This window comes from Micromonospora sp. NPDC049900 (assembly GCF_044461025.1).
Classification (GTDB): domain Bacteria; phylum Actinomycetota; class Actinomycetes; order Mycobacteriales; family Micromonosporaceae; genus Micromonospora.
In genome coordinates, this window is sequence record NZ_JBITKM010000001.1 from 139,375 (window position 1) to 159,900 (window position 20,526).

At 73.0% G+C, this 20,526-nt stretch carries 21 protein-coding genes; 15 read left to right on the forward strand and 6 right to left on the reverse strand.

The features are described from left to right. The 3 genes from ACIBMZ_RS00615 to ACIBMZ_RS00625 all read right to left on the reverse strand — a co-directional run bounded on the left by ACIBMZ_RS00615 (nt 1) and on the right by ACIBMZ_RS00625 (nt 4,157). Nucleotides 1-3,354, reverse strand: coding sequence for an ATP-binding protein (locus tag ACIBMZ_RS00615; protein WP_396689781.1), 3,354 nt, complete (start codon nt 3,352-3,354; stop codon nt 1-3). A gap of 109 nt (nt 3,355-3,463) precedes the next feature. Further along, nucleotides 3,464-3,826, reverse strand: a complete 363-nt coding sequence (locus tag ACIBMZ_RS00620) for a hypothetical protein (RefSeq protein ID WP_093409867.1) — start codon at nt 3,824-3,826, stop codon at nt 3,464-3,466. A 13-nt stretch (nt 3,827-3,839) separates the two neighbouring features. Continuing rightward, nucleotides 3,840-4,157 carry a hypothetical protein gene (locus ACIBMZ_RS00625; RefSeq protein ID WP_396689784.1) on the reverse strand — a complete coding sequence of 106 codons (318 nt, stop codon included), beginning with the start codon at nt 4,155-4,157 and terminating at the stop codon, nt 3,840-3,842. 345 nt (nt 4,158-4,502) lie between these two features. Here ACIBMZ_RS00625 and folP point away from each other — a divergent pair, with 345 nt between their 5' ends. The 7 genes from folP to ACIBMZ_RS00660 all read left to right on the forward strand — a co-directional run bounded on the left by folP (nt 4,503) and on the right by ACIBMZ_RS00660 (nt 9,087). Next, on the forward strand, nt 4,503-5,408 hold the full coding sequence (gene folP, locus ACIBMZ_RS00630; protein ID WP_396689786.1) for a dihydropteroate synthase: 906 nt from the start codon (nt 4,503-4,505) through the stop codon (nt 5,406-5,408). Then, the gene (folB, locus tag ACIBMZ_RS00635; protein ID WP_396689788.1) at nt 5,405-5,770 is read left to right on the forward strand and encodes a dihydroneopterin aldolase; all 366 of its coding nucleotides are present in this window, start codon (nt 5,405-5,407) and stop codon (nt 5,768-5,770) included. Before folP ends, folB begins: the two co-directional genes overlap by 4 nt. Beyond that, nucleotides 5,767-6,294 (forward strand): 2-amino-4-hydroxy-6-hydroxymethyldihydropteridine diphosphokinase, encoded by a 528-nt coding sequence (folK, locus tag ACIBMZ_RS00640; RefSeq protein WP_396689790.1) that lies wholly within the window; start codon nt 5,767-5,769, stop codon nt 6,292-6,294. The genes folB and folK overlap by 4 nt, the downstream gene beginning before the upstream one ends. Nucleotides 6,295-6,323: 29 nt before the next feature. Continuing rightward, a complete protein-coding gene (locus ACIBMZ_RS00645; RefSeq protein WP_396690935.1) occupies nt 6,324-6,809 on the forward strand; it encodes a DUF3180 domain-containing protein in 486 nt (161 codons plus the stop codon). 111 nt (nt 6,810-6,920) lie between these two features. Next, on the forward strand, nt 6,921-8,132 hold the full coding sequence (locus ACIBMZ_RS00650) for an ABC transporter permease (RefSeq protein ID WP_396690937.1): 1,212 nt from the start codon (nt 6,921-6,923) through the stop codon (nt 8,130-8,132). Nucleotides 8,133-8,195: 63 nt separating this feature from the next. Beyond that, entirely contained in the window at nt 8,196-8,501 is a 306-nt protein-coding gene (locus tag ACIBMZ_RS00655) for a hypothetical protein (RefSeq protein ID WP_396689792.1), read from the forward strand. A gap of 94 nt (nt 8,502-8,595) precedes the next feature. Next, nucleotides 8,596-9,087: a hypothetical protein gene (locus ACIBMZ_RS00660; protein WP_396689794.1), complete on the forward strand. Its 492-nt coding sequence runs from the start codon at nt 8,596-8,598 to the stop codon at nt 9,085-9,087. A gap of 92 nt (nt 9,088-9,179) precedes the next feature. Here the strand turns inward: ACIBMZ_RS00660 and ACIBMZ_RS00665 are convergent, their stop codons facing one another. Continuing rightward, entirely contained in the window at nt 9,180-10,175 is a 996-nt protein-coding gene (locus tag ACIBMZ_RS00665) for an ABC transporter ATP-binding protein (RefSeq protein WP_396689796.1), read from the reverse strand. 2 nt (nt 10,176-10,177) lie between these two features. Between ACIBMZ_RS00665 and ACIBMZ_RS00670 the strand changes: the two genes are divergently transcribed. From ACIBMZ_RS00670 to ACIBMZ_RS00685, 4 genes are all read left to right on the forward strand, one after another. Next, entirely contained in the window at nt 10,178-10,864 is a 687-nt protein-coding gene (locus ACIBMZ_RS00670; protein WP_396689798.1) for an ABC transporter permease, read from the forward strand. A gap of 43 nt (nt 10,865-10,907) precedes the next feature. Further along, nucleotides 10,908-11,630 (forward strand): ABC transporter permease, encoded by a 723-nt coding sequence (locus ACIBMZ_RS00675; RefSeq protein ID WP_396689799.1) that lies wholly within the window; start codon nt 10,908-10,910, stop codon nt 11,628-11,630. A 201-nt stretch (nt 11,631-11,831) separates the two neighbouring features. Beyond that, complete coding sequence (locus tag ACIBMZ_RS00680; protein WP_396689801.1) at nt 11,832-12,830, forward strand: glycine betaine ABC transporter substrate-binding protein; 999 nt, start codon at nt 11,832-11,834, stop codon at nt 12,828-12,830. Nucleotides 12,831-12,982: 152 nt separating this feature from the next. Further along, nucleotides 12,983-14,644 (forward strand): hypothetical protein, encoded by a 1,662-nt coding sequence (locus ACIBMZ_RS00685; protein ID WP_396689803.1) that lies wholly within the window; start codon nt 12,983-12,985, stop codon nt 14,642-14,644. An 11-nt stretch (nt 14,645-14,655) separates the two neighbouring features. Here the strand turns inward: ACIBMZ_RS00685 and ACIBMZ_RS00690 are convergent, their stop codons facing one another. Further along, nucleotides 14,656-15,837: an NADH-quinone oxidoreductase subunit D gene (locus ACIBMZ_RS00690; protein WP_396689805.1), complete on the reverse strand. Its 1,182-nt coding sequence runs from the start codon at nt 15,835-15,837 to the stop codon at nt 14,656-14,658. A 13-nt stretch (nt 15,838-15,850) separates the two neighbouring features. Beyond that, nucleotides 15,851-17,065, reverse strand: a complete 1,215-nt coding sequence (locus ACIBMZ_RS00695) for an SAM-dependent methyltransferase (protein ID WP_396689807.1) — start codon at nt 17,063-17,065, stop codon at nt 15,851-15,853. A 112-nt stretch (nt 17,066-17,177) separates the two neighbouring features. Here ACIBMZ_RS00695 and ACIBMZ_RS00700 point away from each other — a divergent pair, with 112 nt between their 5' ends. From ACIBMZ_RS00700 to ACIBMZ_RS00715, 4 genes are all read left to right on the forward strand, one after another. Then, a complete protein-coding gene (locus tag ACIBMZ_RS00700) occupies nt 17,178-18,131 on the forward strand; it encodes a Rossmann-like and DUF2520 domain-containing protein (protein ID WP_396689809.1) in 954 nt (317 codons plus the stop codon). Nucleotides 18,132-18,177: 46 nt separating this feature from the next. Continuing rightward, the gene (gene panC / locus ACIBMZ_RS00705; protein WP_396689811.1) at nt 18,178-19,026 is read left to right on the forward strand and encodes a pantoate--beta-alanine ligase; all 849 of its coding nucleotides are present in this window, start codon (nt 18,178-18,180) and stop codon (nt 19,024-19,026) included. Between the two features lie 27 nt (nt 19,027-19,053). After that, complete coding sequence (gene panD, locus ACIBMZ_RS00710) at nt 19,054-19,473, forward strand: aspartate 1-decarboxylase (protein ID WP_396689812.1); 420 nt, start codon at nt 19,054-19,056, stop codon at nt 19,471-19,473. Nucleotides 19,474-19,612: 139 nt separating this feature from the next. Further along, nucleotides 19,613-20,509: a septum formation family protein gene (locus ACIBMZ_RS00715; RefSeq protein ID WP_396689814.1), complete on the forward strand. Its 897-nt coding sequence runs from the start codon at nt 19,613-19,615 to the stop codon at nt 20,507-20,509. Nucleotides 20,510-20,526: the final 17 nt, after the last annotated feature.

The window sequence follows — 20,526 nt, forward strand, 5'->3', positions numbered from 1 at the left end:
TCACGCCTCCATGTCCGGCAGGACGGTCGGCAGCACCCCGGCGGCGGCGGCGATGGCGGCGGGGGTGGTGTCGAGGTGGCTCAACAGTCCGTCCACATAGGAGACGTCGACCCGGACCTTCTGCACCCGGCCGTCCACGTCACGCATGACGAACTCACGGAAACCGAGCCGGTGGGCGGAGGTCGCGTCGGCGGTGGAGAGCGAGGCGAGGGTGGCCTCGTATCCGTCGTCCACCGGCACACGCAGCAACCGCAGCGCCTCGGAGGCGATCTCGGCGTCCTCGGCGATCCGGCCGACGAAGACGGTGGAGACGAGGTTCTGTACGTCGAGTCCGAGGATGTCCCGTGGGTTCTGCGAGGCGACCAGCGCGGCGAGGTTCCACTTGCGGGAGTCGCGGGCGAGCCGGACCAGGAAGGATCGACCGGAGCGCCATCCCTCCATGAAGTGCGCCTCGTCCAGGCCCACGAGCTTGCGCGAGGACATCGAGCCGCCGTAGCAGCGCCGTACCGCCAGTCGGTGCGCGGTGTGCAGCATCGGCAGGGCCAACGCCTCCTCGGCCGACCAGTACTCGCGTTCGATCTTGAGGTCGGGCAGCCGGAGGCCGGCCATGGTGATCACGGTGAGGGCCGCGTCCGGACCGAGCAGCCCCTCCGGCGGCCGGCCGAAGAAGAGCATGGCCAGCGGCATCTCGGCGGTGTCCAACAGCAGGTTGGCCAGTTCCCGACCGGCGTCGTCGTCGAGCTGCCCGAGGCAGGTGACCACGTCGTCCAGCGTGGAGGTCTCCTCGGCAGGCACCTGGCGTACGGCGTGCCGGAACAGGGTGGCGGTGGACGCCTCGCGGGCCACTTGCGGCGGCACCAGCATCATGCAGATGTCCTGCACCAGCATGCGTCGTTCGGCGCGGGCGTTGGAGACCGCGATCTCGAACTCGCGGTCACCGGCCGCGCCGCTGCTGAACTCGCTGCGCAACGGCGTGGGGATCAGCGAGTACGGCGCGAGGGTGCCGTGCTCGGAACCGGTCAGGTTGAGCACCCGCGAGTACGGGCGCAGCTCCGGCATCGCGCAGAGCCGGGCCAACGGGCCGGACGGGTCGAGCAGGGTCACCTGCACACCACGCCGCGCGGCGAGGTAGCCCAGGGCGCCGAGCAGGGTCGACTTGCCGCCGCCCGGCTCGGCCACGAAGACCGCGAGCCCGGAGCGTTCGCGGACCTCCATCGGGAAGTGCAGGTCGAGGAAGACCGGCCGACGGCAGGTGCCCGCGGTACGTCCGATCAGGTCGCCCCGGCGGTCGCCGACCGTCGAGGCGGCCTGGGGCAGCGCCGCCGCCAACAGCGGGACCGGCATCCGTCGGACGTATCCGGTGTTGGCGATCGGCTCCCCGGGGATGAACTCGCGGGCCAGCCAGTCCTGGCTCTTCGGGTGCTGGAGGGAGACCCGCAGCTCGCGCGAGTAGAGCTGGATCAGCCGCCGGGCCCGCTCCAGGCACTCCTCCCGGGTACGCCCGCCCACCGCGATGCGGTGCCAGCCGTGCGCCCGGGCCGAGTCGACCGGCAACCCGGTGGTCATCTCGTCGCCGATCACCAGTGCGCGCTTGGCCAGGCGTTCCAGCTCGGGCGGGGCGTCGATACCGTGCTCGGCGTAGTCGAGCTGCTGTGACCGGATCATCCGGAGCCGGTGCTCCAGGTTCCGGAAGGAGTCGCCGGATCCGAGGATGTCGACCCGGGTGGAGAGCTCCATCGGCCACGGCAGCCGCTCGTGGAAGTGCAGCCAGGGCTCGTGTCGTTCGGGGATCTCCAGCGGCTCCATCCGGCCGACGGCGAGCACCGCCACGTGCCGTTCCTCGCCGGTCATCCGGTTGACCAGCTTCACGGTCGAACCGTAGGGGGTGCGGTAGCGCTCGACCTGCTCGGTGAGGGCCAGCAGGTCGCCGCGTTCCCAGCGCCCGTCGGTGATGGGCGAGAGCGCGCCGGGCGGGGCCATGCAGAGCGCCACCGAGCGGTACAGCAGCCATTCCAGCTCCTGCGCGGTGACCCGGCGGCCCCGCATGCCGAACGCGCCCAGGACCTCGTCGAACTGTTCGACGGTGCGGCCGAGCTTGCGGCGTTCGCCTTCGGCCACGCCTCGGCCGAAGGTGCGCAGCACCCGTTCGGTGAGCGAGTCGCCGAGCGAACGACGTGCGAAGGTGACGCCGAGGTAGGTCTGTCCCTCGGCGTGGTTGACCGAGAGCAGGTGCCGTTGGGCCGCGACCAGGTGGTCGGCCCAGCTGGGGGTGTCGGGGACGTCCGGCAGCGGCGCGGCGGTGTGGGCGTCGATGGTGCGGGCCCATTCGTCGGCCGGGAAGGGCCGGGTGGTGCGCCGCAGGTGCAGCCGGAACCCGGCGAGGCCGGCGTACTGCTCGGAGATGGCCGAGAGCAGCGCCTCCCGCTCCGCGTCCGGCCGGAACGCCCAGCGCACCTCCGGCAGCCAGTACCAGGCGGTGACGGTGTTGGGGGTGAAGGTCAGGTGACCGGCGATCTCGGTGATGGCGAGTTCGACCGACGGGTCCCGGTCGCCGAATTTGATCTTCGGCGGTCGGACGCGGGCCGGCTTCACCGGGCGGTCGCGCCGCTCCACGGAGCGCTGCCGGGGCGCGGCGGTCGTCCGGGCGGTGGGGGCCGGCGTCCGGCGCGACGGCGGGGCGGTCTCGGCCGTGTGGTCCTCCTCGGCCGGCCGCCGCTCGTCGCGGGGCGGCCGAGGCTCGCGCTGCGGACGGCCGTCGCGGGCCGGACGCTCGTCGACACCGGACCGTTCGGCCCGGGTGGGCTGGTCGTCGACGGGCGGACGGGCGTTCGGGAGCCGGTCGGGGGCCGGTGCCGGCGTCCGCGTGGGTGGCGGCGCGACGGCGGGTGCGGTGGGAGGTTCGACAGCCGGTCGGGCGACGGCCGGGGCCGGGCCGGTGGCCTGCGCGGGCAGTTGCGGTGCGGCCGGACGCTGCGTCATCGGTGCCGGGGGTACGACCGGTGGCGGCGGGGGCGGTGCCTGCTGCGGCACGCTCCGCCCGGGCAGGGCACGCTGGGCGGAACCCGGTCGGGCGTAGGCGCCGCCGAACAGGTCCAGGAAGGGCGAGTCGATGTCGGCCCCGTCGCGGGGGGCCGGTGGCGGCGGCGCGGGTTCGGCCGACACCGAGCGGCGCTGCGGCGGGCGAGGCGCCTGGAAGACGCCGACGCCGCCGTGGCCGGGGGTGGTGGCGAGCGCCGGGTCCAGCTCGGCCTCGTCGAGCTCCCCGGCCTGCGGGTAGTCGAATGATCGCGCACGGTTACCGTGTGGTGCGGCCGGACGCCCGGCCGGGGATCCCGGCGTGGAGGAGGGGCTCATGCGGCCGCCCTGCCCGCGTCCGTGGTGGCCGTCGGGAAGCCGTGTGCCGTCGCGACGACACCGGGGCGGCCCGGCGACCTGTGGGACGGCCGGTACGGCGTGCAGCCGGTCATGCGAGTTCCTCCCGGATCCTGATCCTGCTGCCGACCAGGCGCGGATCGCGCTGTTCGGCGGCCGGCTCCCGGGTGCGTCGCCAGTCGGTCAGCGCGGTACGGATCACCATGCGCGCCGGCCGGTCCGGATCGACGTACCGGAAGACGAACGAGGTGGTCACGATGGCGAGGGCGATCTCCCAGGCGGGGAAGAGCTCGACCTGCAACGTGAACAACCAGTGGATGAACATGTAGAGGGGGACGAGCAGCATGAACAGCCCGTACTGGGCGTACGGCAGGTGGACCGGAAGGGTGTAGCCGGGCGGCCCGAGATAGACCAGGCGGGCCCGGTAGATGTCGTCGTCGGTGCGCAGCCGCATGTCGAGCCCGCGCCTATTCGAAGATCAGGTTGATCAGGAAGTCGCCGATGAAGAAGAGGGTGGCGGCTCCGGCGATGAAGGCCAACCCGACGATCGCGATGGCGGAGCTTGTCAGCACCTTGGAGATCTCGCCCCGGCTGGCGCGGCCGATGAAGATGACGCCGAGGACGGCGAGCAGGATCGGCGCGATCTTGCTGGCGAAGAAGGTGACGACGCCTTCGGTGTTGATCCCGCTCGGCTCGTCGGCGGCGAGCGGGATCGACGACGCCACAGTGGAGAGCAGGTGGGCGGCGTTGCTCGACGCCGTTTCCATCAGCTCGATGGCGATCACTGGAACCTCCCCAAGTCGCGGCCGGCGGTGCCGCGGTGGTGCAGTAGGTAAGCCTTGCGGGATGGGTGCTCGGTCGGTGCAGCGCCCGGGACCCTGCGTGCGTCACTCGCCACGGAAAGTGGCGATTTTTGGGCGAATTACCCCGCTTCGGCCCTCCCCTCCATGCCTCGCCATCTTGATGCTGGGCAATTCCACAGCGTACGGGCCGCCCCCCTTTGCGACAAGCCGCGAAGAGTCTGCCCGAAGTCGCCCGGACGACCGATCGTACACGCGTTCTAATCGCCTTGTCAGTGCCCGGATCCCGGGCCTGCTCAGGGCGGTGGGACGGACCGGTACCGTCTAGTCGTGACCGATCTGGTACGGGCCCCGGCCCCGGTGGTGATGGGCGTTCTGAACGTCACGCCCGACTCGTTCTCCGACGGCGGACGCTACGCCGACGTCGCCGCGGCCGTCGCACACGGCGTCCGGCTGCGTGCCGACGGAGCGGCGTTGGTGGATGTCGGTGGAGAGTCGACGCGGCCCGGCGCCGACCGGGTGGACCCCGAGACCGAGAGCGCCCGGGTACTGCCGGTGGTCCGGGAGCTGACCGCAGCCGGCGTACCGGTCAGCATCGACACCACCCGGGCACGGGTCGCCGAGGCCGCGCTCGCGGCCGGAGCGGTGGTGGTCAACGACGTCTCCGGCGGCCTGGCCGACCCGGACATGGCCCGCGTCGTCCGGGACGCCGACTGTCCCTGGGTGCTGATGCACTGGCGCGGTCACTCCCGGCGGATGAGCGAGCTGGCCAGCTACCGGGACGTGGTCGCCGACGTCCGCGCCGAACTGGGCGAGCGGGTGGACGAGGCGCTCGCCGCCGGGGTGTCCGAGAACCGACTGATCATCGACCCGGGCCTGGGCTTCGCCAAGACGGCGACACACAACTGGCAGCTCAGCGCCCGGCTGCCGGAACTGCTCGACCTCGGCTACCCGCTGCTGTTCGCAGCGAGCCGCAAGTCCTATCTCGGCCTGCTGCTGGCCGGACCGGACGGCACCCCGCGACCCGCCGGCGGCCGGGAGGCGGCCACCGTGGCGACCAGCCTGCTCGCGGTCGCCGCAGGCGCCTGGGGGGTACGCGTGCACGACGTCCGCGCCACCGTGGACGCGCTCGCGGTCTGGCAGGCCAGCGGCGCTCCCCGACTCGGCGACACGCCGCACCCCGGATCGCCCGTCGGCGCGGGCGCGGCCGGAGTCGACCGGGAGGTACGGCGATGACCGACCGGATCGAGCTGACCGGCCTGCGCGCCCACGGCCGACACGGTGTGTACGACTTCGAGCGCGCCCGGGGGCAGGAGTTCGTCGTCGACGTCGTCCTGGAGCTGGACCTGGGCCCCGCCGCGCGCTCCGACGACGTGGCCGACACGGTGCACTACGGCGAACTGGCCGACGGGCTGGTCGCGGTGGTCACCGGCGAGCCGGTCAACCTGATCGAGACGCTGGCCGACCGTCTGATCGAGGTCTGCCTGACCGATCCACGCGTGAGCGCCGCGACGGTGACCGTGCACAAGCCCGAGGCGCCGGTCCCGCACGCGTTCGGCGACGTGGCGGTGACGATGCGCCGGACGCGTACCCGATGACGCGGGCGGTGCTCTCCCTGGGCAGCAACCTGGGTGACCGTCTCGACCACCTGCGTAGCGCGGTGGCCTCGTTCGGCGAGCACGTGCTGATGGTCTCCGGGGTGTACGAGACGCCGCCCTGGGGCGACACCGCCCAGCCGGCGTACCTGAACGCGGTGGTGCTGGTCGGCGATCCGACCGCCGGAGCGTACGACTGGTTGGCGCGGGCCCGGTCCGCCGAGCGGGCCGCCGGGCGGGTCCGCGACCCGCAGCGGCGGTTCGGCCCGCGCACGCTCGACGTCGACGTGATCGCGGTCTGGGACGACGAGGGCGCACCGGTGCTCAGCGACGACCCCGAGCTCACCCTGCCGCATCCCCGGGCGCATCTGCGCGCCTTCGTGCTGCGGCCGTGGATCGACATCCAGCCCTACGGCCGGTTGCCCGGTCACGGCTGGCTGACCGATCTGCTCACCTCGGGGCCACTCGCCGCCGAGGTCGCGGAACTGAGCCCACGGCCGGATCTGACGTTAGAGTCGACGCCATGACGCGGTCCACGCCTCCCGACGACGCACGGATGGGCCCTACCCGCATCTCCACCCTGGTGGTCGCCGCCCTGGCCGCCGCCGCGGCCACCTGGCTGCTGATCAGCAGCTTCTACTACAGCGGGTTGCCGCCGTTGCCCTGGCTGCCGGTGGTGACCCTGGCCGGGCTCGCCGTGCTGGAGGCGTACGCGGCGGTCAACACCCGGGGGCGCATCGACCGTCGACCCGGCCGTGATCCGGTCAACCCGTTGATGGTCGCCCGCTTCGTCGTCCTGGCCAAGGCGTCCGCCCTGGTCGGGGCGATCTTCGCCGGGGCGTACGCCGGGTTGGTCGGTTGGTTGCTGGTGCAGAGCACCCGGGCGGCCGGCGCGGATCGGCCGGCGGCGATCGCCGGACTGGTGGCCTCGGTCGCGCTGGTGGCCGCCGCGCTCTGGCTGGAGCGCTCCTGCCGGGTCCCGGAGCAGCCGGAGGACGAGCAGGAACCGGACGACTGGGAGAGCCGTCCGCCTCGACGCTGAACGCGGGGTTACGTCCGGCTCCGCCGCGCGGGTACGGTGCCTGCGACCAGAAGGTGACGGTCACCGCCGGTGCGTCGATGGGTTCCCGGCGGCTGCTGGGAGGCAACGATCATGGCGTACGACGACCCGGGCCGGAGTCAACTCCCGGAACCGACCTCCGCCGCTCCCGTCGCGGTGACGGACCCCGGTCCCGACGAGCCGCAGTGTGAGACCGGCCCGGACCGCTTCGGTGTGCACATCGTCTGGGAGACGCTCCTGCTGTTGGGCTTCGCCGCGTTGGTCTACCTGGTCTGGCGGGAGGATCCGGCGGTCCTGCGGGGCAGTGGGCTGCGCGTACTCATCGTCGAGGTGGTGGCTCTCGGCCTGCTGGCGCTGGCCGCCGGGTTGAGCCTGCGCACGGCGGCGGTGAATCTGGCGATCGGCCCGGTGGCGGTCGCGGCCGGACTGCACTTCGCCGAGCAGTCGGACCGGGGCCTGGTCGAGGCGGTCGGGCTGGCCGGTGGCGTGGCCGCCCTCGGTGGGCTGCTGCTGGGGCTGCTCGTCGTGGTGCTGCACGTGCCCGGCTGGGCGGCCAGCCTGGCCGGCGCGGCCGGTGTGATCGTCTACATCGAGCGGCGCTCCGCTCCGGTGCTGGTGCAGGGGGACTTCGATCCGCGCGGCGTCGCCGGTCAGCTCTTCGTCGGCTTCGCCGCGATCGCGGTGTTCGGCGCGTTGTTCGGGGCGCTGGGACCGATCCGGCGGCTGGTCGGCCGGTTCCGGCCGGTCGGCGACCCGGCCCGACGGCGGGGCACGGCCGCGGCGGTCGTCACCACCCTCGGGTACGTCGTCTCCACCGTCCTGGCGATGCTCGCCGGTGCGCTGGTCGCCTCTGCGGAGGGCACGGTGACCCCGGCCAGCGGGCTGGACTGGACGGTGTTGGCGGTGGGTGCGGCCGTGCTCGCCGGTACCAGCGCCTTCGGGCTGCGCGGCGGGGTGTTCGGCACGCTGCTGACGGCCGGTGCGATTGGCCTGTTCCTCGCGTACGCGCAGACCCGGGGCTGGACGGTCAGCCGTTGGGCGGTCGGCGGGGTGGTGCTGGCCGCCGGTCTGGTGGTCACCCGGCTGGTCGAGGCGTACGGGCGGCCCGCTCCGATGTTCCGGGCTCCGCCGCCGCCTCCGCCCCCGGACGCCACCAACGGCGGCGGGTGGACGTTGCCGCAGCCGGAGCCGGTCGGTGACTGGCCGCCGATGCCTCCGGCACAGCCGCCGATGAGCAACACCGATCCGTGGGGGCCCCGCCGGTGGGAGACCGGCCCGCGTCCGTGGGACGCCGAGGACCGGTGACGGGCCGTCGTCCCCGTGTGCCGTCGACGCGCCGAATGTGATCTCGGCGGTTAGGCTCGCTTCATGACCGACACATCATCGATCTCCGGCGGCCGGTCGTTCGAGGAGTTGGACGCCCTCTCCACCGAGGAACTGCGCGAGCAGGCGTTCGCGCTCGCCCGGGAGAACCGGGACGTGAAGTTCTTCTGGTCGGTGCTGCGGCGCCTGCCGAACGCGGACGAGGCCGCCGCCCTGGACGGTGCGCCGAACTCGGTGGGCCCGACGGTCGACGAGGCCGTCGCGTTGTGGCGGGAGATGACCGGTCACGGCTACGAGGAGTCCGCTCCGCTGCTGCGTGCCGCCTTCATCGACTACCTGATGAAGCACTGACCGACCAGGTCGGTGCCGGCCGCCGAAGAGGGCGTACCACCATAAAACGCGCCTCGCGTTTGCCCATGTCGATGTGCTGGGAACTAGCGGGGCCATGGCTCTCACCAATCGGTACAAGTCCGCACCGGGCGCCGGCACGCTCGCCGCGCTCATCCTGGTCCTGGTCTTCGGCAGCCCCTGGTACGCCGACTGGGCTCGGGACAACACCGACCCGGACAGCGCCGGCGGCTGGTTCCTGAGACTTCTCGCCTGGCCGGCCTGGCGGTTCGACTCCTCCGACTCGATCCAGGAGATCTTCGCCGCTGATCTCAAGGCGATTCTCGTGGTCGTGATGACCTTCGTCTTCCTGTACCTCCTGCCGGGTTCGCAGCTCGCCCGGGCCCGGGGCACGCTCAGCCAGTTCTTCGCCGGCTGGGCGGCGTACGTCTTCGCGGCAGCCTTCGCGGCCCTGCTCACCGCGCTGATCCGCGCCAACCCGTCGCTGCTCGGCGCGCTCCAGGCCGCCGGTGACGGTGCCGAGTACGGCCTGTTCACCGGCTGGATCATCGGCATCGCCACCCTCGGTGGTTACCGGGGCCGCCGCTGACCTGTCCGTCGACCGGGACCGGGCCTGCCGCACCGGCGGGCCCGGTCCCGGTGCGGACCGAGGTGCGGCGTGGCTCAGCCGGTCGGCGCGCCTCAGACGGTCGGTTCGGCGAGGGTCAGGACGCGTTCCCGGCTGAGCAGGCCGACCGGGCGCCCCTCCTCGGTGACCAGGGCCCGGCCCTGCGCCGAGGTGAGCAGCACCGCCAACGCGTCGTACGCCGAACCGCCCAGCGGTAGCGAGGGCAGGTCCGCCGTACCGTCGGCGGGCAGCGGTTCGAGCACCTCCCGGGTCAGCGGGGTGACCGCCAGCCGGCGGATGCCCCGGTCGGCGCCGACGAACTCGCGCACGAACGGGGTGGCGGGGCTGCCGAGCAGGGCCGCCGGGGTGTCGTACTGCTCCAGCTGGCCGCCCTCGGAGAGCACCGCGATGCGGTCGCCGAGTCGTACCGCCTCGTCCAGGTCGTGGGTGACCAGGACGATGGTCTTGCGGACCTCGGCCTGCAGCCGCAGGAACTCCTCCTGCAACCGGGTCCGCACGATCGGGTCCACGGCGGAGAAGGGCTCGTCCATCAGCAGCACCACCGGGTCGGCCGCGAGCGCCCGGGCCACGCCGACCCGCTGCCGCTGACCGCCGGAGAGTTCGTGCGGGTAGCGCCGGCCGAACTGCGCCGGATCGAGGCCGACCAGTTCCAGCAGTTCGTCGACGCGCCGCCGGGCCCGGTCCCGGGGCCAGCCGAGCAGGCGCGGCACGGTGGCCACGTTGGCGGCCACCGTCTGGTGCGGGAAGAGGCCGACGTTCTGGATGACGTACCCGATCTGCCGCCGCAGCGTGACCGGGTCCACCCGGGTGACGTCGGAGTCGCCGAGCACGATCCGTCCGGCGGTCGGCTCGATCAGGCGGTTGACCATCCGCAGCACGGTCGACTTGCCGCATCCGGAGGGTCCGATCAGTACGACCAGCTCACCCGCGTCGATGCGCAGGCTGAGATCGCGGACGGCCTCCGTACCGTCCGGATACCGCTTGCCGATGCCGTCGAGAGTGATCGACGCCGCGCGCTGACCGTCGTCGGCGACCGGGGTAACGTCCACGTATGTCCTTCCGCCTGAGCTACCGGGCCGACCCGGGTAACCCGTGGTTCTCCTGGCAGTACGTGCGGGACAACTCTGACACGGTGCTGGCCGCCCTGCGCGACCACACCACGCTGACCCTACGGGCGGTGCTGATCGCGGCGCTGATCGCCATCCCGTTGGCCGTCGTGGCGTACTGGTTCCGGCCGTTGACCGGTCCGATTCTCGCACTCACCGGGGTGCTCTACACCGTCCCGTCCCTGGCGCTGTTCGCGTTCATCGCGCCGTACCTGGGCATCGGGGTGGCGACGGTGCTCACCGTGGTGGTGCTCTACGCGCTGCTGGTGATCGTCCGAAACGCCGTGGCCGGGCTCAACCAGGTGCCGACCGAGGTACGCGAGGCGGCCGAGGGCATGGGCTACGGCCGCTGGGGCCGGCTGCTACGGGTGGAGTTGCCGCTCGCCCTGCCCGGCATCCTCACCGGCCTGCGGCTGGCTACGGTCTCCACCGTCGCGCTGGTCACCGTCGGCGTGGTGATCGGGCGTGGCGGCCTCGGGCAGATCATCTTCGCGGGTTTCCAGAACAACTTCTACAAGGCCCAGATCATGACCGGGACGCTGCTCTGCGTACTGCTGGCGCTGGTGCTCGACCTGTTCCTGGTCGGCGTCGGCCGGCTGCTCACCCCGTGGCTGCGCGGGCGGGTCGGATGAGCGCGGACGCGGCGGGCGACCGGCGGGTCGGCGGGAGGACGCGATGAACCCCGTGGAGCAGGCGGTGCTCTGGCTCAACGACCCGTTGAACTGGACCAACCCGGGCGGGGTGCTGGACCGACTCGGCGAGCACGTGAGCATGTCGGCCGCGGCCGTGCTGCTGGGCTGCCTGGTGGCCTGGCCGCTCGGGCTGTGGTTGGGCCACACCGGCCGGGGCGGCGGGCTGGTCGTACTGGTCTCCAACCTCACCCTGGCGGTGCCCACGCTGGCATTGTTGACCATCCTGCCGTTGACCTTCCTCGGTTTCGGCCGTCCGGCCGTGGTGGTCGCCCTGGCGGTGTTCGCGGTGCCGCCGCTGTTGGCGAACGCGTACACCGGGGTGCGGCAGGTGGATCCGCAGATCCGGGAGGCGGCCCGGGGGATGGGGATGACCGGCGGTCAGGTGCTGCGTCGGGTCGAGTTGCCTCTCGCGGTGCCCTACCTGGCCGCCGGATTCCGGACCGCCGCCGTACAGGTGGTCGCCACGGCGGCCCTGGCGACCTTCGTCAACGGTGGTGGCCTGGGAGAGATCATCCGATTCGGCTTCGGGCTGAGCATCGCGGTCGGCGGCGGCCAGATCCTCGCCGGTGGCCTGCTGGTGGCCCTGCTCGCGGTCAGCGTCGAACTGGTCTTCGCGTGGGTCGAGCGGATGGTCACCCCGCGTCCGTTGCGACGCGTCCGGCGTCGGGCCGCACGGCGCGCTGCGGACGCGGTCACCGGCACCTGAACCGCCCGTCCGCACCGGTCCGGACGGCTCCGCACGCTGGGCGTCGTGGACGGATGGTGACGTTCCGGTGACGAAGTTCTCTCCGAGTTGTCGGTGCCTGCCGCGACGATGTTGGGTGGGACTGCGGGCGGCCGAGGCGGATCGCCCGTCGGACACGCGGCCGGCCCGAGGGGGTCGCGCCGGGACACGGAAGGCGGGCACATGCGCGCAGGTAGAAGACTGTCCATCGCGTTCGTCGGCGCGATCGCCGCCGCGGGCGTGCTGGCCGGATGCGGCGAGGCCGGCTCGTCCGGCACCGAGGCGCCGCAGCAGGGGGCCTCGGGGGAGGGCTGCGCACCGGTGGCCGGCGAGCAGCTCATCGCGCTCGACGACGACAAGTCCCTGCAGAACGCGGACAACATCATCCCGGCGATCAACAGCGAGGTGTCCAACCCGCAGCTCGTCGCGGCGCTGGACAAGGTCTCGTCCGTGCTCGACACCCCCAAGCTGGTGCAGCTCAACAAGGCGGTCGACGTGGACCGCAAGAGCGCCCAGGTGGCCGCACAGGAGTTCGCCACGGCGAACTCGCTGGCCGACGGGGTCGAGCGGGGACCGGGCGGGCGCATCACGGTGGGTGCCGGAAACTTCACCGAGAGTGAGATCATCGCCGAGCTCTACAAGATCCAGCTCGCCGCGGCCGGTTACCAGGTCACCGTCCAGCAGATCGGCAACCGGGAGCTGTACGAGCCGGCGCTGGAGAAGGGCGAGATCCAGGTCGTCCCGGAGTACGCCGCCACCATGGCCGAGTTCCTCAACGGCAAGGCGGGCGGCGGCCAGCCGGTCTCCTCGCCGGACGTGGAGGCCACCGTGACCGCCCTGCGTGGTCTCGGCGAGAAGGCCGGCCTCACCTTCGGTGCCCCGGCCGCCGCGCAGAGCCAGAACGCGTTCGCGGTGACCCAGGAGTTCGCCGACAAGTACGGCGTACGGACCCTCTCCGAACTGGCCGAGAAGTGCTCGGGAACGGCCACCGTGCTGGGCGGCCCGCCGGAGTGCCAGGAGCGCCCGTTCTGCAAGCCCGGCCTGGAGGAGAAGTACGGCCTGACCGTGGGTTCCTTCTCGTCGCTGGACGGTGGTGGCCCGCTGACCAAGACCGGTCTGCGTAACGGCACGATCAGCGTCGGCCTGGTCTTCTCCACCGACGCGGCGTACGCACAGAGCTGACCCGTCGACACCCGGCGCCCTCGGTCGATCCGACCGGGGGCGCCGGGTCGTCGCCGGTCCCCGCCGGGTACGGCGAAATCGGCGCATCGCCCATCGAAAGGTTCTCGGCTGACCGTTCCCACCCACCACAACTCTCGGTAGTGTGGGGACCCATGCCTGCCCCGGTACCCGTCGACGCGCGCAACAAGAGAATGCTCAAAGCGCTCTTCTGGGGCGGTGTGGCCCTGGCCCCCGTCGCAGCCCTGATCCTGCTGGTCGCCGACGGCAACGGCCCGCTCCGCTTCGCCGCGGTGCTGGCGATCATGGCCGTGGTGCTCATCGGCCTCTCCATCGCGCTGCGGACCGAGGGGGACGGTTCGGCGCGGAGCGAGGAACTGCGCACGGAGCTCGACGAACTCCGGCGCGAACTGCGGGGCGAGATCGTGGCCGCCGCCCAGCGCGGCAACCAGGCGCTCGACGAGGCGCAGCGGGCCCAGGAGGCGCTGGCCGGGCTGCGACGTCGGCTCGAGGCGAGCGCCGCCCAGTTGGCCGGTACCGACGAGGCGCCCGGCCCGGGGCGGGCCCGGGTCCCGGCGCCCGCCGCGGAGGCGCCGCCCCGGTACGCCGAGCGACCTGCGGCCCCGGCCGGCACGTATGGTGCGGCCCAGGTCGCGGAGCCCGCTGCCGCCGTGGTGTACGGCGCGGCGGCGTCCGCCGAACCCGACGACGCACCGGCTGGCGGATACCACGACGAGCGCCCCGCGTCGCGCGGCGGCGACGAGCGGCCGTCCGGGTACGGCACCGACCGCCCGGCCGGTGGCGCCGGGGTCTACGGCGCGGCGAACCGCCAGGACGCCGAGTACCGCTCGGGTGACCACGCGCACCGCCCGCACGGGGTGGTCCGGCACACCGAGACCGTGCACGTGACCACCCGGCACACCGTCGTGGACGGCGGTGGCGGTGAGTCCGGCGGCCGGTACGGCGGTTACGGCACGAACTGGTCGGAGGAACGGTCCCGGGGCGGGCACGCCGCCGAGCGGGACGACCGGTCGTGGTCCGACGCCGCCGAGCGGTCCCCCCGGGGCGAGAACCGCTCCTGGTCGGCCCCGCCCGGCCGCGAGGATGAGCGGTCCTGGTCCGGCGCGGCCCGGGCGGACGACCCTCAGCGGCCCGGCCGGGCCCGCGAGGAGGACGCCGCCTGGGGGGAACCACAGCCCGAGCGGTCCTGGACCGGCCCGCGCGACGACCGCGCCGGGCACCGCGACGACCGCGCCGCCTACCGGGACGAGTACGCCGGGTACCGGGACGACCGGGAGACGGGTCGGGACGACCGTGGGTGGGACGGCGGCGCCGGGCGGTGGGAGGCGGCGCCCGAGGCCCCGGCCGCGAGTCGGACGGCCCGACCGGACGACACCGGCGAGTACTGGGCGCAGATGCGTGCCGGCGATCGCTGGGCCGCCGTACGCGACGACGAGCAGGGCCGGGAAGTACGGGTCGGTGAGCGGCGCGCCGAGGTGCACGCCGACCAGACCGGCACCGAGTATCGGATGCAGGACCGCTGGGCCAGCGTGCGGCAGGACGAGCCCCGGCGCGGCGGTGCCCGCGACGAGACGTGGCGGGAGAGTTGGGGCGAGCCGGAGGGCCAGCCGGCGCTACCGCCCGGCGGGGTCCCGGTGCCGCAGGAGTGGCGGCCACCTCGCCAGCGTGGTCAGCAGCCGCCCGAACCGGTCCGTGGGCGGACGGAACCGGAGCCGTACGGGCGGCGGCACCAGGCCGAGGAGCCCGGCTACGACGACCGGCCGGGCTACGAGCCCGACCGGGGCCGCTGGCGCTGACCGATTGCGGCCTACTTGTCGATGTCGCCGACCACGAAGAACATCGAGCCGAGAATGGCGATCAGGTCCGGCACCAGACAGCCCGGCAACAGCGTGGCGAGTGCCTGCACGTTCGCGTACGACGCGGTGCGCAACTTCAGCCGCCACGGCGTCTTCTCGCCCCGCGACACCAGGTAGTAGCCGTTGATGCCGAGCGGGTTCTCCGTCCAGGCGTAGGTGTGGCCCTCGGGCGCCTTGAGCACCTTCGGCAGCCGGGTGTTGATCGGCCCGGTCAGCCGGTCCACCCGGTCCAGGCACTGCTCGGCCAGGTCCAGTGACGCGTACACCTGGTCGAGCAGGACCTCGAAGCGGGCGTGGCAGTCGCCGGTGGTGCGGGTGACCACCGGCACGTCGAGCTGGTCGTAGGCCAGGTACGGCTCGTCGCGGCGCAGGTCCAGGTCCAGCCCGGAGGCCCGGGCGACCGGCCCGGAGGCGCCGAACGCGGCGGCGTCGGCGGCGGAGAGCACCCCCACCCCGACGGTCCGGGCCAGGAAGATGTCGTTGCGCCGGATCAGGTTGTCCAGGTCGGGCATCCGGCGGCGTACCTCGGCGATGGCGGCGCGGGCCCGGCCGGTCCAGCCCGAGGGCACCTCCTCCTTGAGGCCGCCGACCCGGTTGAACATGTAGTGGATCCGTCCGCCGGAGACCTCCTCCAGCACCGCCTGGAGCGTCTCCCGCTCCCGGAAGGCGTAGAACATCGGCGTGATCGCACCGATCTCCAGCGGGTACGAGCCGAGGAACATCAGGTGGTTGAGCACCCGGTTCAGCTCGGCCAGGGCCATCCGCAGCCAGGTGGCCCGCTCCGGCACCTCCATGCCCATCAGCCGTTCCACCGCGAGCACCACACCCAGCTCGTTGGCGAAGGCGGAGAGCCAGTCGTGCCGGTTGGCCAGCACGATGATCTGCCGGTAGTCGCGTACCTCGAACAGCTTCTCCGCGCCCCGGTGCATGTAGCCCACGATCGGCTCGGCGGCGATCACCCGTTCGCCGTCGAGGACGAGCTTGAGTCGCAGCACACCGTGGGTGGACGGGTGCTGCGGGCCGATGTTGAGCACCATGTCCGTGCCGAGCTGCTCGCCGCCGGTGCCCGCCACCAACCCGGCACCGGTGCCGACGGTCAGCTCGCGCAGGTCGCCCGTGGTCATGCCCGCCATCGTGCCATGAACGTCAGGCCCGCAGTGGCAGCCGGTCCACGGCCAGGCCGACCGGCTGCCAGAGCCACAGGTGCCCGCCGAGGCCCGCCGGATCGGTCAGCTCGGCCGCCGCCGTCGCCTCGGCCAGTGCCCGCACGTACCCGGCCGGATCCTGGTAGGCCAGGCGCAACGGCGGTCGCCCGCCGTCGGCCCCGAGCGCTCGCAGCCCCTCCCGCTGAGTCCGCAGGGAGTACGCACACCGCGCGACCCGCTCACCGGCAGAGGCGACCGAGTCCATGGCGACGTGTGCGGTCACGTCACACGATCCGTCCGGCACCGGCGGCACCTGTCGCCCATTCCGGTACCCGGTCAGCGAACCCGTGAGGGGCCGCTCCGCGCGCAGGTGCCCGTAGTCCACCGCGACGGCCAGCCCCCGCTCGACGTGGCCCACCGCCGCCGCCCACGCCTCGTCCCGGGTCCGCCCGATCTCGGCCCGCGCGACTTCCGCATTCCGCTCGCTGGGGGTGCCGTCCGTCAGGGTGCCGTCCGTGGGGTGGGGCTGGTTCTGTGGGGGCCACCAGGTGGTGAGCCAGGCGGCGTCTGCTCGGCTGACCGGGTCACCTGTCGTCTCCTCGCCCGACGTCGGGTCCACGAGGAGGTAGCGCCAGCCGTCCTCGCCGTGGACAGCCAGGTCCAGCGGCACGTTGTCCAGCCATTCGGTGGCCAGCAGCAGCCCGATGACGCCGTCGGGGATCTCATCCGTCCAGGCGATCTGTTCGGGCAGCTCATCCGGTCGCGACGCCAACTCGACCGCGGTGAACCGCACCCGCTCCACCAGCGGAACCCCCGTACCCCCGACCTCCGGGGTGAAGCCTCCGGCACGGCCGGCGGCCGTGGAGGTCAGGGTTTCCGGGGAGCCCACCCGCGCAGGGATCAAGCCTGACCGCCCGGAGCGGGTGGGCTCACCGGAAACCTTCACCGCGACGGAAGGCTCCCCGGAAACCCCCACCGCAGCAGCCAACGAAGACAGCAGCTCACCCCGACCAGCCCCCACGTCCACCACGTCGAACCGCTCGGGGAAGCCGAGGGCCGCGTCGAGGTGGTGGATCAACCGGAGCAGTGCCGAGGCGAAGACCGGGGAGGCGTGCACGCTGGTGCGGAAGTGCGCCGCCGGACCGGACCCGGAGACGAAGAAGCCCGACGGTCCGTAGAGCGCCTGGTGCATCGCGGCCCGCCAAGGCATCGACATCGTGGTGCCTCCTCGGCGCCGGTGAACGATTTCACACATCCTTGTTTGAGATCCGTGTCAGCGACGCATACTTGCCCCGACCGGTACCCCATCTCGAGGACTGGATCGTGACATGAGCGCACCGCTGCGCCACCATCCGGCCGCCTTCCGGCGGCCCGCGCCCGGGCCGTCGGCCCAGGTCGCCAAGCTCACCGTCGGCGTCATCGGCGCCGGGCGGGTCGGTGCCACCCTGGGTGCCGCGCTCGCCGCCGCCGGGCACCGGGTGGTCGCCGCCACCGGGCGTTCGGGGGCCTCGAAGGCCCGACTGGCGTTGCTGCTTCCGGCCGCCTCCTGCCGGCCCGCCGAGGCGGTCGCCCGGTCCGCCGCCGACCTGCTGCTGATCGCCGTACCGGACGACGCGCTCGCCGGGGTGGTCGCCGCGCTGGCCGCCGACGGCGCGTTGCGTCCGGGCCAGGTGGTCGCGCACACCTCCGGTGCGCACGGCCTGTCCGTACTGGCACCGGCCGTCCGGGTCGGCGCCCGACCGCTGGCGCTGCACCCCGCGATGACCTTCACCGGTACGCCCGACGACCTCGGCCGGCTGCCCGGCATCTCGTACGGCGTGACCGCCCCGACCGAGCTTCGGCCGCTGGCCGCGCGGCTGGTGGCGGACCTGGGCGGGGTGCCCGAGTGGATCGGTGAGGCCGACCGGCCGCTGTACCACGCGGCGCTGGCGCACGGCGCGAACCACCTGGTGACCCTCGTCAACGAGGCGGCCGACCGGCTGCGGGACGCCGGGGTGGACCGGCCCGAGAAGGTGCTGGCCCCGTTGCTGCGGGCCGCCCTGGAGAACGCGCTGCGCCTGGGCGACGACGCGCTGACCGGCCCGGTGTCCCGGGGTGACGCGGGCACCGTCGAGCGTCATCTGGCCGCGCTCGCCGCCACCGCGCCCGAGGCGGTTGGACCGTACCTGGCCCTGGCCCGGCGTACCGCCGACCGGGCGGTGGCCGCCGGCCGACTGCGACCGGTGGACGCCGAGCCGCTGCTCGGCGTGCTCGGTCGGGACCAGACCGGAGTGGCGGCGTGACGCCGGGCGGTGGCCCGGTCGGGCGGACGTCAGGGAGGTGGACGAGGTGACGGAACTGGTGCACAGCCGGGGTGACCTGGCCCGGGCGCGGTCCGCTCTCACCGGCACGGTGGGGGTGGTGATGACCATGGGGGCGCTGCACGCCGGGCACGAGACGTTGATCCGGACCGCCCGGGACCACGCCGACCACGTGATCGTCACGGTCTTCGTGAACCCGTTGCAGTTCGGGCCGAACGAGGACTTCGACCGCTATCCGCGTACCCTCGAAAACGATCTTGGGGTTTGTCGGCGGGCCGGGGCCGACCTGGTCTTCGCGCCTTCGGTGACGGACATGTACCCGGGTGGCCAGCCGGCGGTCCGGGTCAACCCGGGGCCGCTCGGCGAGGATCTGGAGGGACTCAGCCGTCCCGGGTTCTTCCACGGGGTGCTCACCGTGGTGCTGAAGCTGCTCCAGCTCACCCGGCCGGATCTGACCTTCTTCGGCGAGAAGGACTACCAGCAGTTGACCCTGGTCCGGCGGATGTGCCGGGACCTGGACGTACCGGTCGACGTGGTCGGCGTGCCGACGGTCCGGGAACCGGACGGGTTGGCGATGTCCAGCCGCAACCGGTACCTCTCCACCGAGGAGCGGACGGCGGCGCTGAGCCTGTCGCGGGCGCTGCGTGCCGGTGCCGAGGCCGCCGAGGCGGGCGGTGACGCCGGTGCGGTGCTGACCGCCGCGCACGCGGCCTTCGGCGCCCAGGCCGCCGGTGCCCGGTTGGACTACCTGGTGCTCACCGATCCCGACCTGGCGCCCGGCCCGGTCGACGGTCCGGCTCGGCTTCTCGTCGCGGCCTGGGTGGGCGACACCCGGCTGATCGACAACGCTCCGGTCCGGCTCGCCCCGACCTCCTGACCCCGCATTCCGCGAAAGGCGATCCCGATGTACCGCACCATGCTCAAGTCGAAGATCCACCGGGCCACCGTCACGCAGGCGGATCTGCACTACGTCGGCTCGGTGACGGTGGACGAGGACCTGCTCGACGCCGCCGACCTGCTGCCCGGCGAGCAGGTGGCCATCGTGGACATCACCAACGGCGCCCGACTGGAGACGTACGTGATCCCGGGGCGGCGGGGCAGCGGGGTGATCGGCATCAACGGTGCCGCCGCCCACCTGGTGCACCCGGGCGACCTGGTGATCCTGATCTCGTACGGGCAGATGGACGACGTCGAGGCGCGGACGTACCTCCCTCGGGTGGTGCACGTGGACGCCGAGAACCGGATCGTCGAGCTGGACGCCGACCCGACGACCGCCGCCCCCGGCACCGCCGGCGCTCCCGTCTCCAACCCGCTGACGGTGTAAGGAAGGGCACCCTACTAACGCCTCGTGTATAGCAAGGGTCCCTTCCTTCATCCGAAATCCGGTCTGTCACCGGAAGGTCATTCCTGGTTACCCTGGGGGCGCCGTCGGGAGGCGGTCGCTGGCTGGGGGAGGCGGCGTCATGCAGCGTGCGACGAGAAGCCTGGTCGCGGCCTTCGCCGTGGCGGCCCTGCTGGCGGGTTGCAACGGGTCCGGCGGCCTCGACGATGACCTGACCGACGACTGGGCTGCGCTGCCGCCGCCGGGTCCGTTCACCCCGGCCGCCGGGGTCTGCCACGAGCCCGAGTTCACCCCCACGGTCTCGCTGGCCGCGTACGCGCCGGTGGACTGCGTGCAGCCACACCGGGTGGAGACGGTGCACGTCGGCGCCCTGCCGGCCGAACGTGCCGCGCCGCCCGCGGTGGGCTCCGCCGAGCTGCGTACCGCCTTCGGCGAGTGCGACAAACAGGCCAGCGGCTTCGTCGGTGACAACTGGCGGGCCGGCCGGCTGCGACTCGCCGTGGCGGTGCCGTCCGAGCCGGGCTGGGCCGCCGGCTCCCGCTGGTACCGCTGCGACCTGATGGAGGTCACCACGGCCGAGGCGGCGGCCACGGTGGTGCTGCGTACCGGTTCGCTGCGGGACGCGCTCCGGACACCGTCGCCGTTGCGGCTGGGCTGCCAGCAGACACGTGTCGACCGCAACCGGGTGGTGCAGACCCTGGTCGCGGTGGACTGCGCCACGCGCCACGACGCCGAGTTCGTCGGGGTGTGGCAGTCGCCCGAGCGGGCGTACCCGACGCGTAGCGTCCAGTGGGTGCCCTTCTACGACGGCTGCCGCTCGGTGCTCGCGCGCTACGCCGGCGTACCGGACGACGAATGGCTGGTCTTCCGCAGCGACCTGGTGGTCCGGCCGCCCGGCGCCGGCCGGTGGCGGGCCGGGGACCGCGGTGTGCGCTGCTACCTGTGGCTCGGTGACCGGAAGGTGACCGGGTCGCTCAAGGGCGTCGGCCCGGCCGGTCTGCCGCTCCGGACGAAGTAGCCGGAACCACTCGTCCG

Coding starts and splice junctions, on each gene's coding strand:
- ACIBMZ_RS00615 (WP_396689781.1), bottom strand. CDS start 3,354: ATGAGCCCCTCCTCCACGCCGGGATCCCCGGCCGGGCGTCCGGCCGCA.
- ACIBMZ_RS00620 (WP_093409867.1), bottom strand. CDS start 3,826: ATGCGGCTGCGCACCGACGACGACATCTACCGGGCCCGCCTGGTCTAT.
- folB (WP_396689788.1), top strand. CDS start 5,405: ATGACCGACCGGATCGAGCTGACCGGCCTGCGCGCCCACGGCCGACAC.
- folK (WP_396689790.1), top strand. CDS start 5,767: ATGACGCGGGCGGTGCTCTCCCTGGGCAGCAACCTGGGTGACCGTCTC.
- ACIBMZ_RS00645 (WP_396690935.1), top strand. CDS start 6,324: ATGGGCCCTACCCGCATCTCCACCCTGGTGGTCGCCGCCCTGGCCGCC.
- ACIBMZ_RS00650 (WP_396690937.1), top strand. CDS start 6,921: ATGGCGTACGACGACCCGGGCCGGAGTCAACTCCCGGAACCGACCTCC.
- ACIBMZ_RS00655 (WP_396689792.1), top strand. CDS start 8,196: ATGACCGACACATCATCGATCTCCGGCGGCCGGTCGTTCGAGGAGTTG.
- ACIBMZ_RS00660 (WP_396689794.1), top strand. CDS start 8,596: ATGGCTCTCACCAATCGGTACAAGTCCGCACCGGGCGCCGGCACGCTC.
- ACIBMZ_RS00670 (WP_396689798.1), top strand. CDS start 10,178: ATGTCCTTCCGCCTGAGCTACCGGGCCGACCCGGGTAACCCGTGGTTC.
- ACIBMZ_RS00675 (WP_396689799.1), top strand. CDS start 10,908: ATGAACCCCGTGGAGCAGGCGGTGCTCTGGCTCAACGACCCGTTGAAC.
- ACIBMZ_RS00680 (WP_396689801.1), top strand. CDS start 11,832: ATGCGCGCAGGTAGAAGACTGTCCATCGCGTTCGTCGGCGCGATCGCC.
- ACIBMZ_RS00685 (WP_396689803.1), top strand. CDS start 12,983: ATGCCTGCCCCGGTACCCGTCGACGCGCGCAACAAGAGAATGCTCAAA.
- ACIBMZ_RS00690 (WP_396689805.1), bottom strand. CDS start 15,837: ATGGCGGGCATGACCACGGGCGACCTGCGCGAGCTGACCGTCGGCACC.
- ACIBMZ_RS00695 (WP_396689807.1), bottom strand. CDS start 17,065: ATGTCGATGCCTTGGCGGGCCGCGATGCACCAGGCGCTCTACGGACCG.
- ACIBMZ_RS00700 (WP_396689809.1), top strand. CDS start 17,178: ATGAGCGCACCGCTGCGCCACCATCCGGCCGCCTTCCGGCGGCCCGCG.
- panD (WP_396689812.1), top strand. CDS start 19,054: ATGTACCGCACCATGCTCAAGTCGAAGATCCACCGGGCCACCGTCACG.
- ACIBMZ_RS00715 (WP_396689814.1), top strand. CDS start 19,613: ATGCAGCGTGCGACGAGAAGCCTGGTCGCGGCCTTCGCCGTGGCGGCC.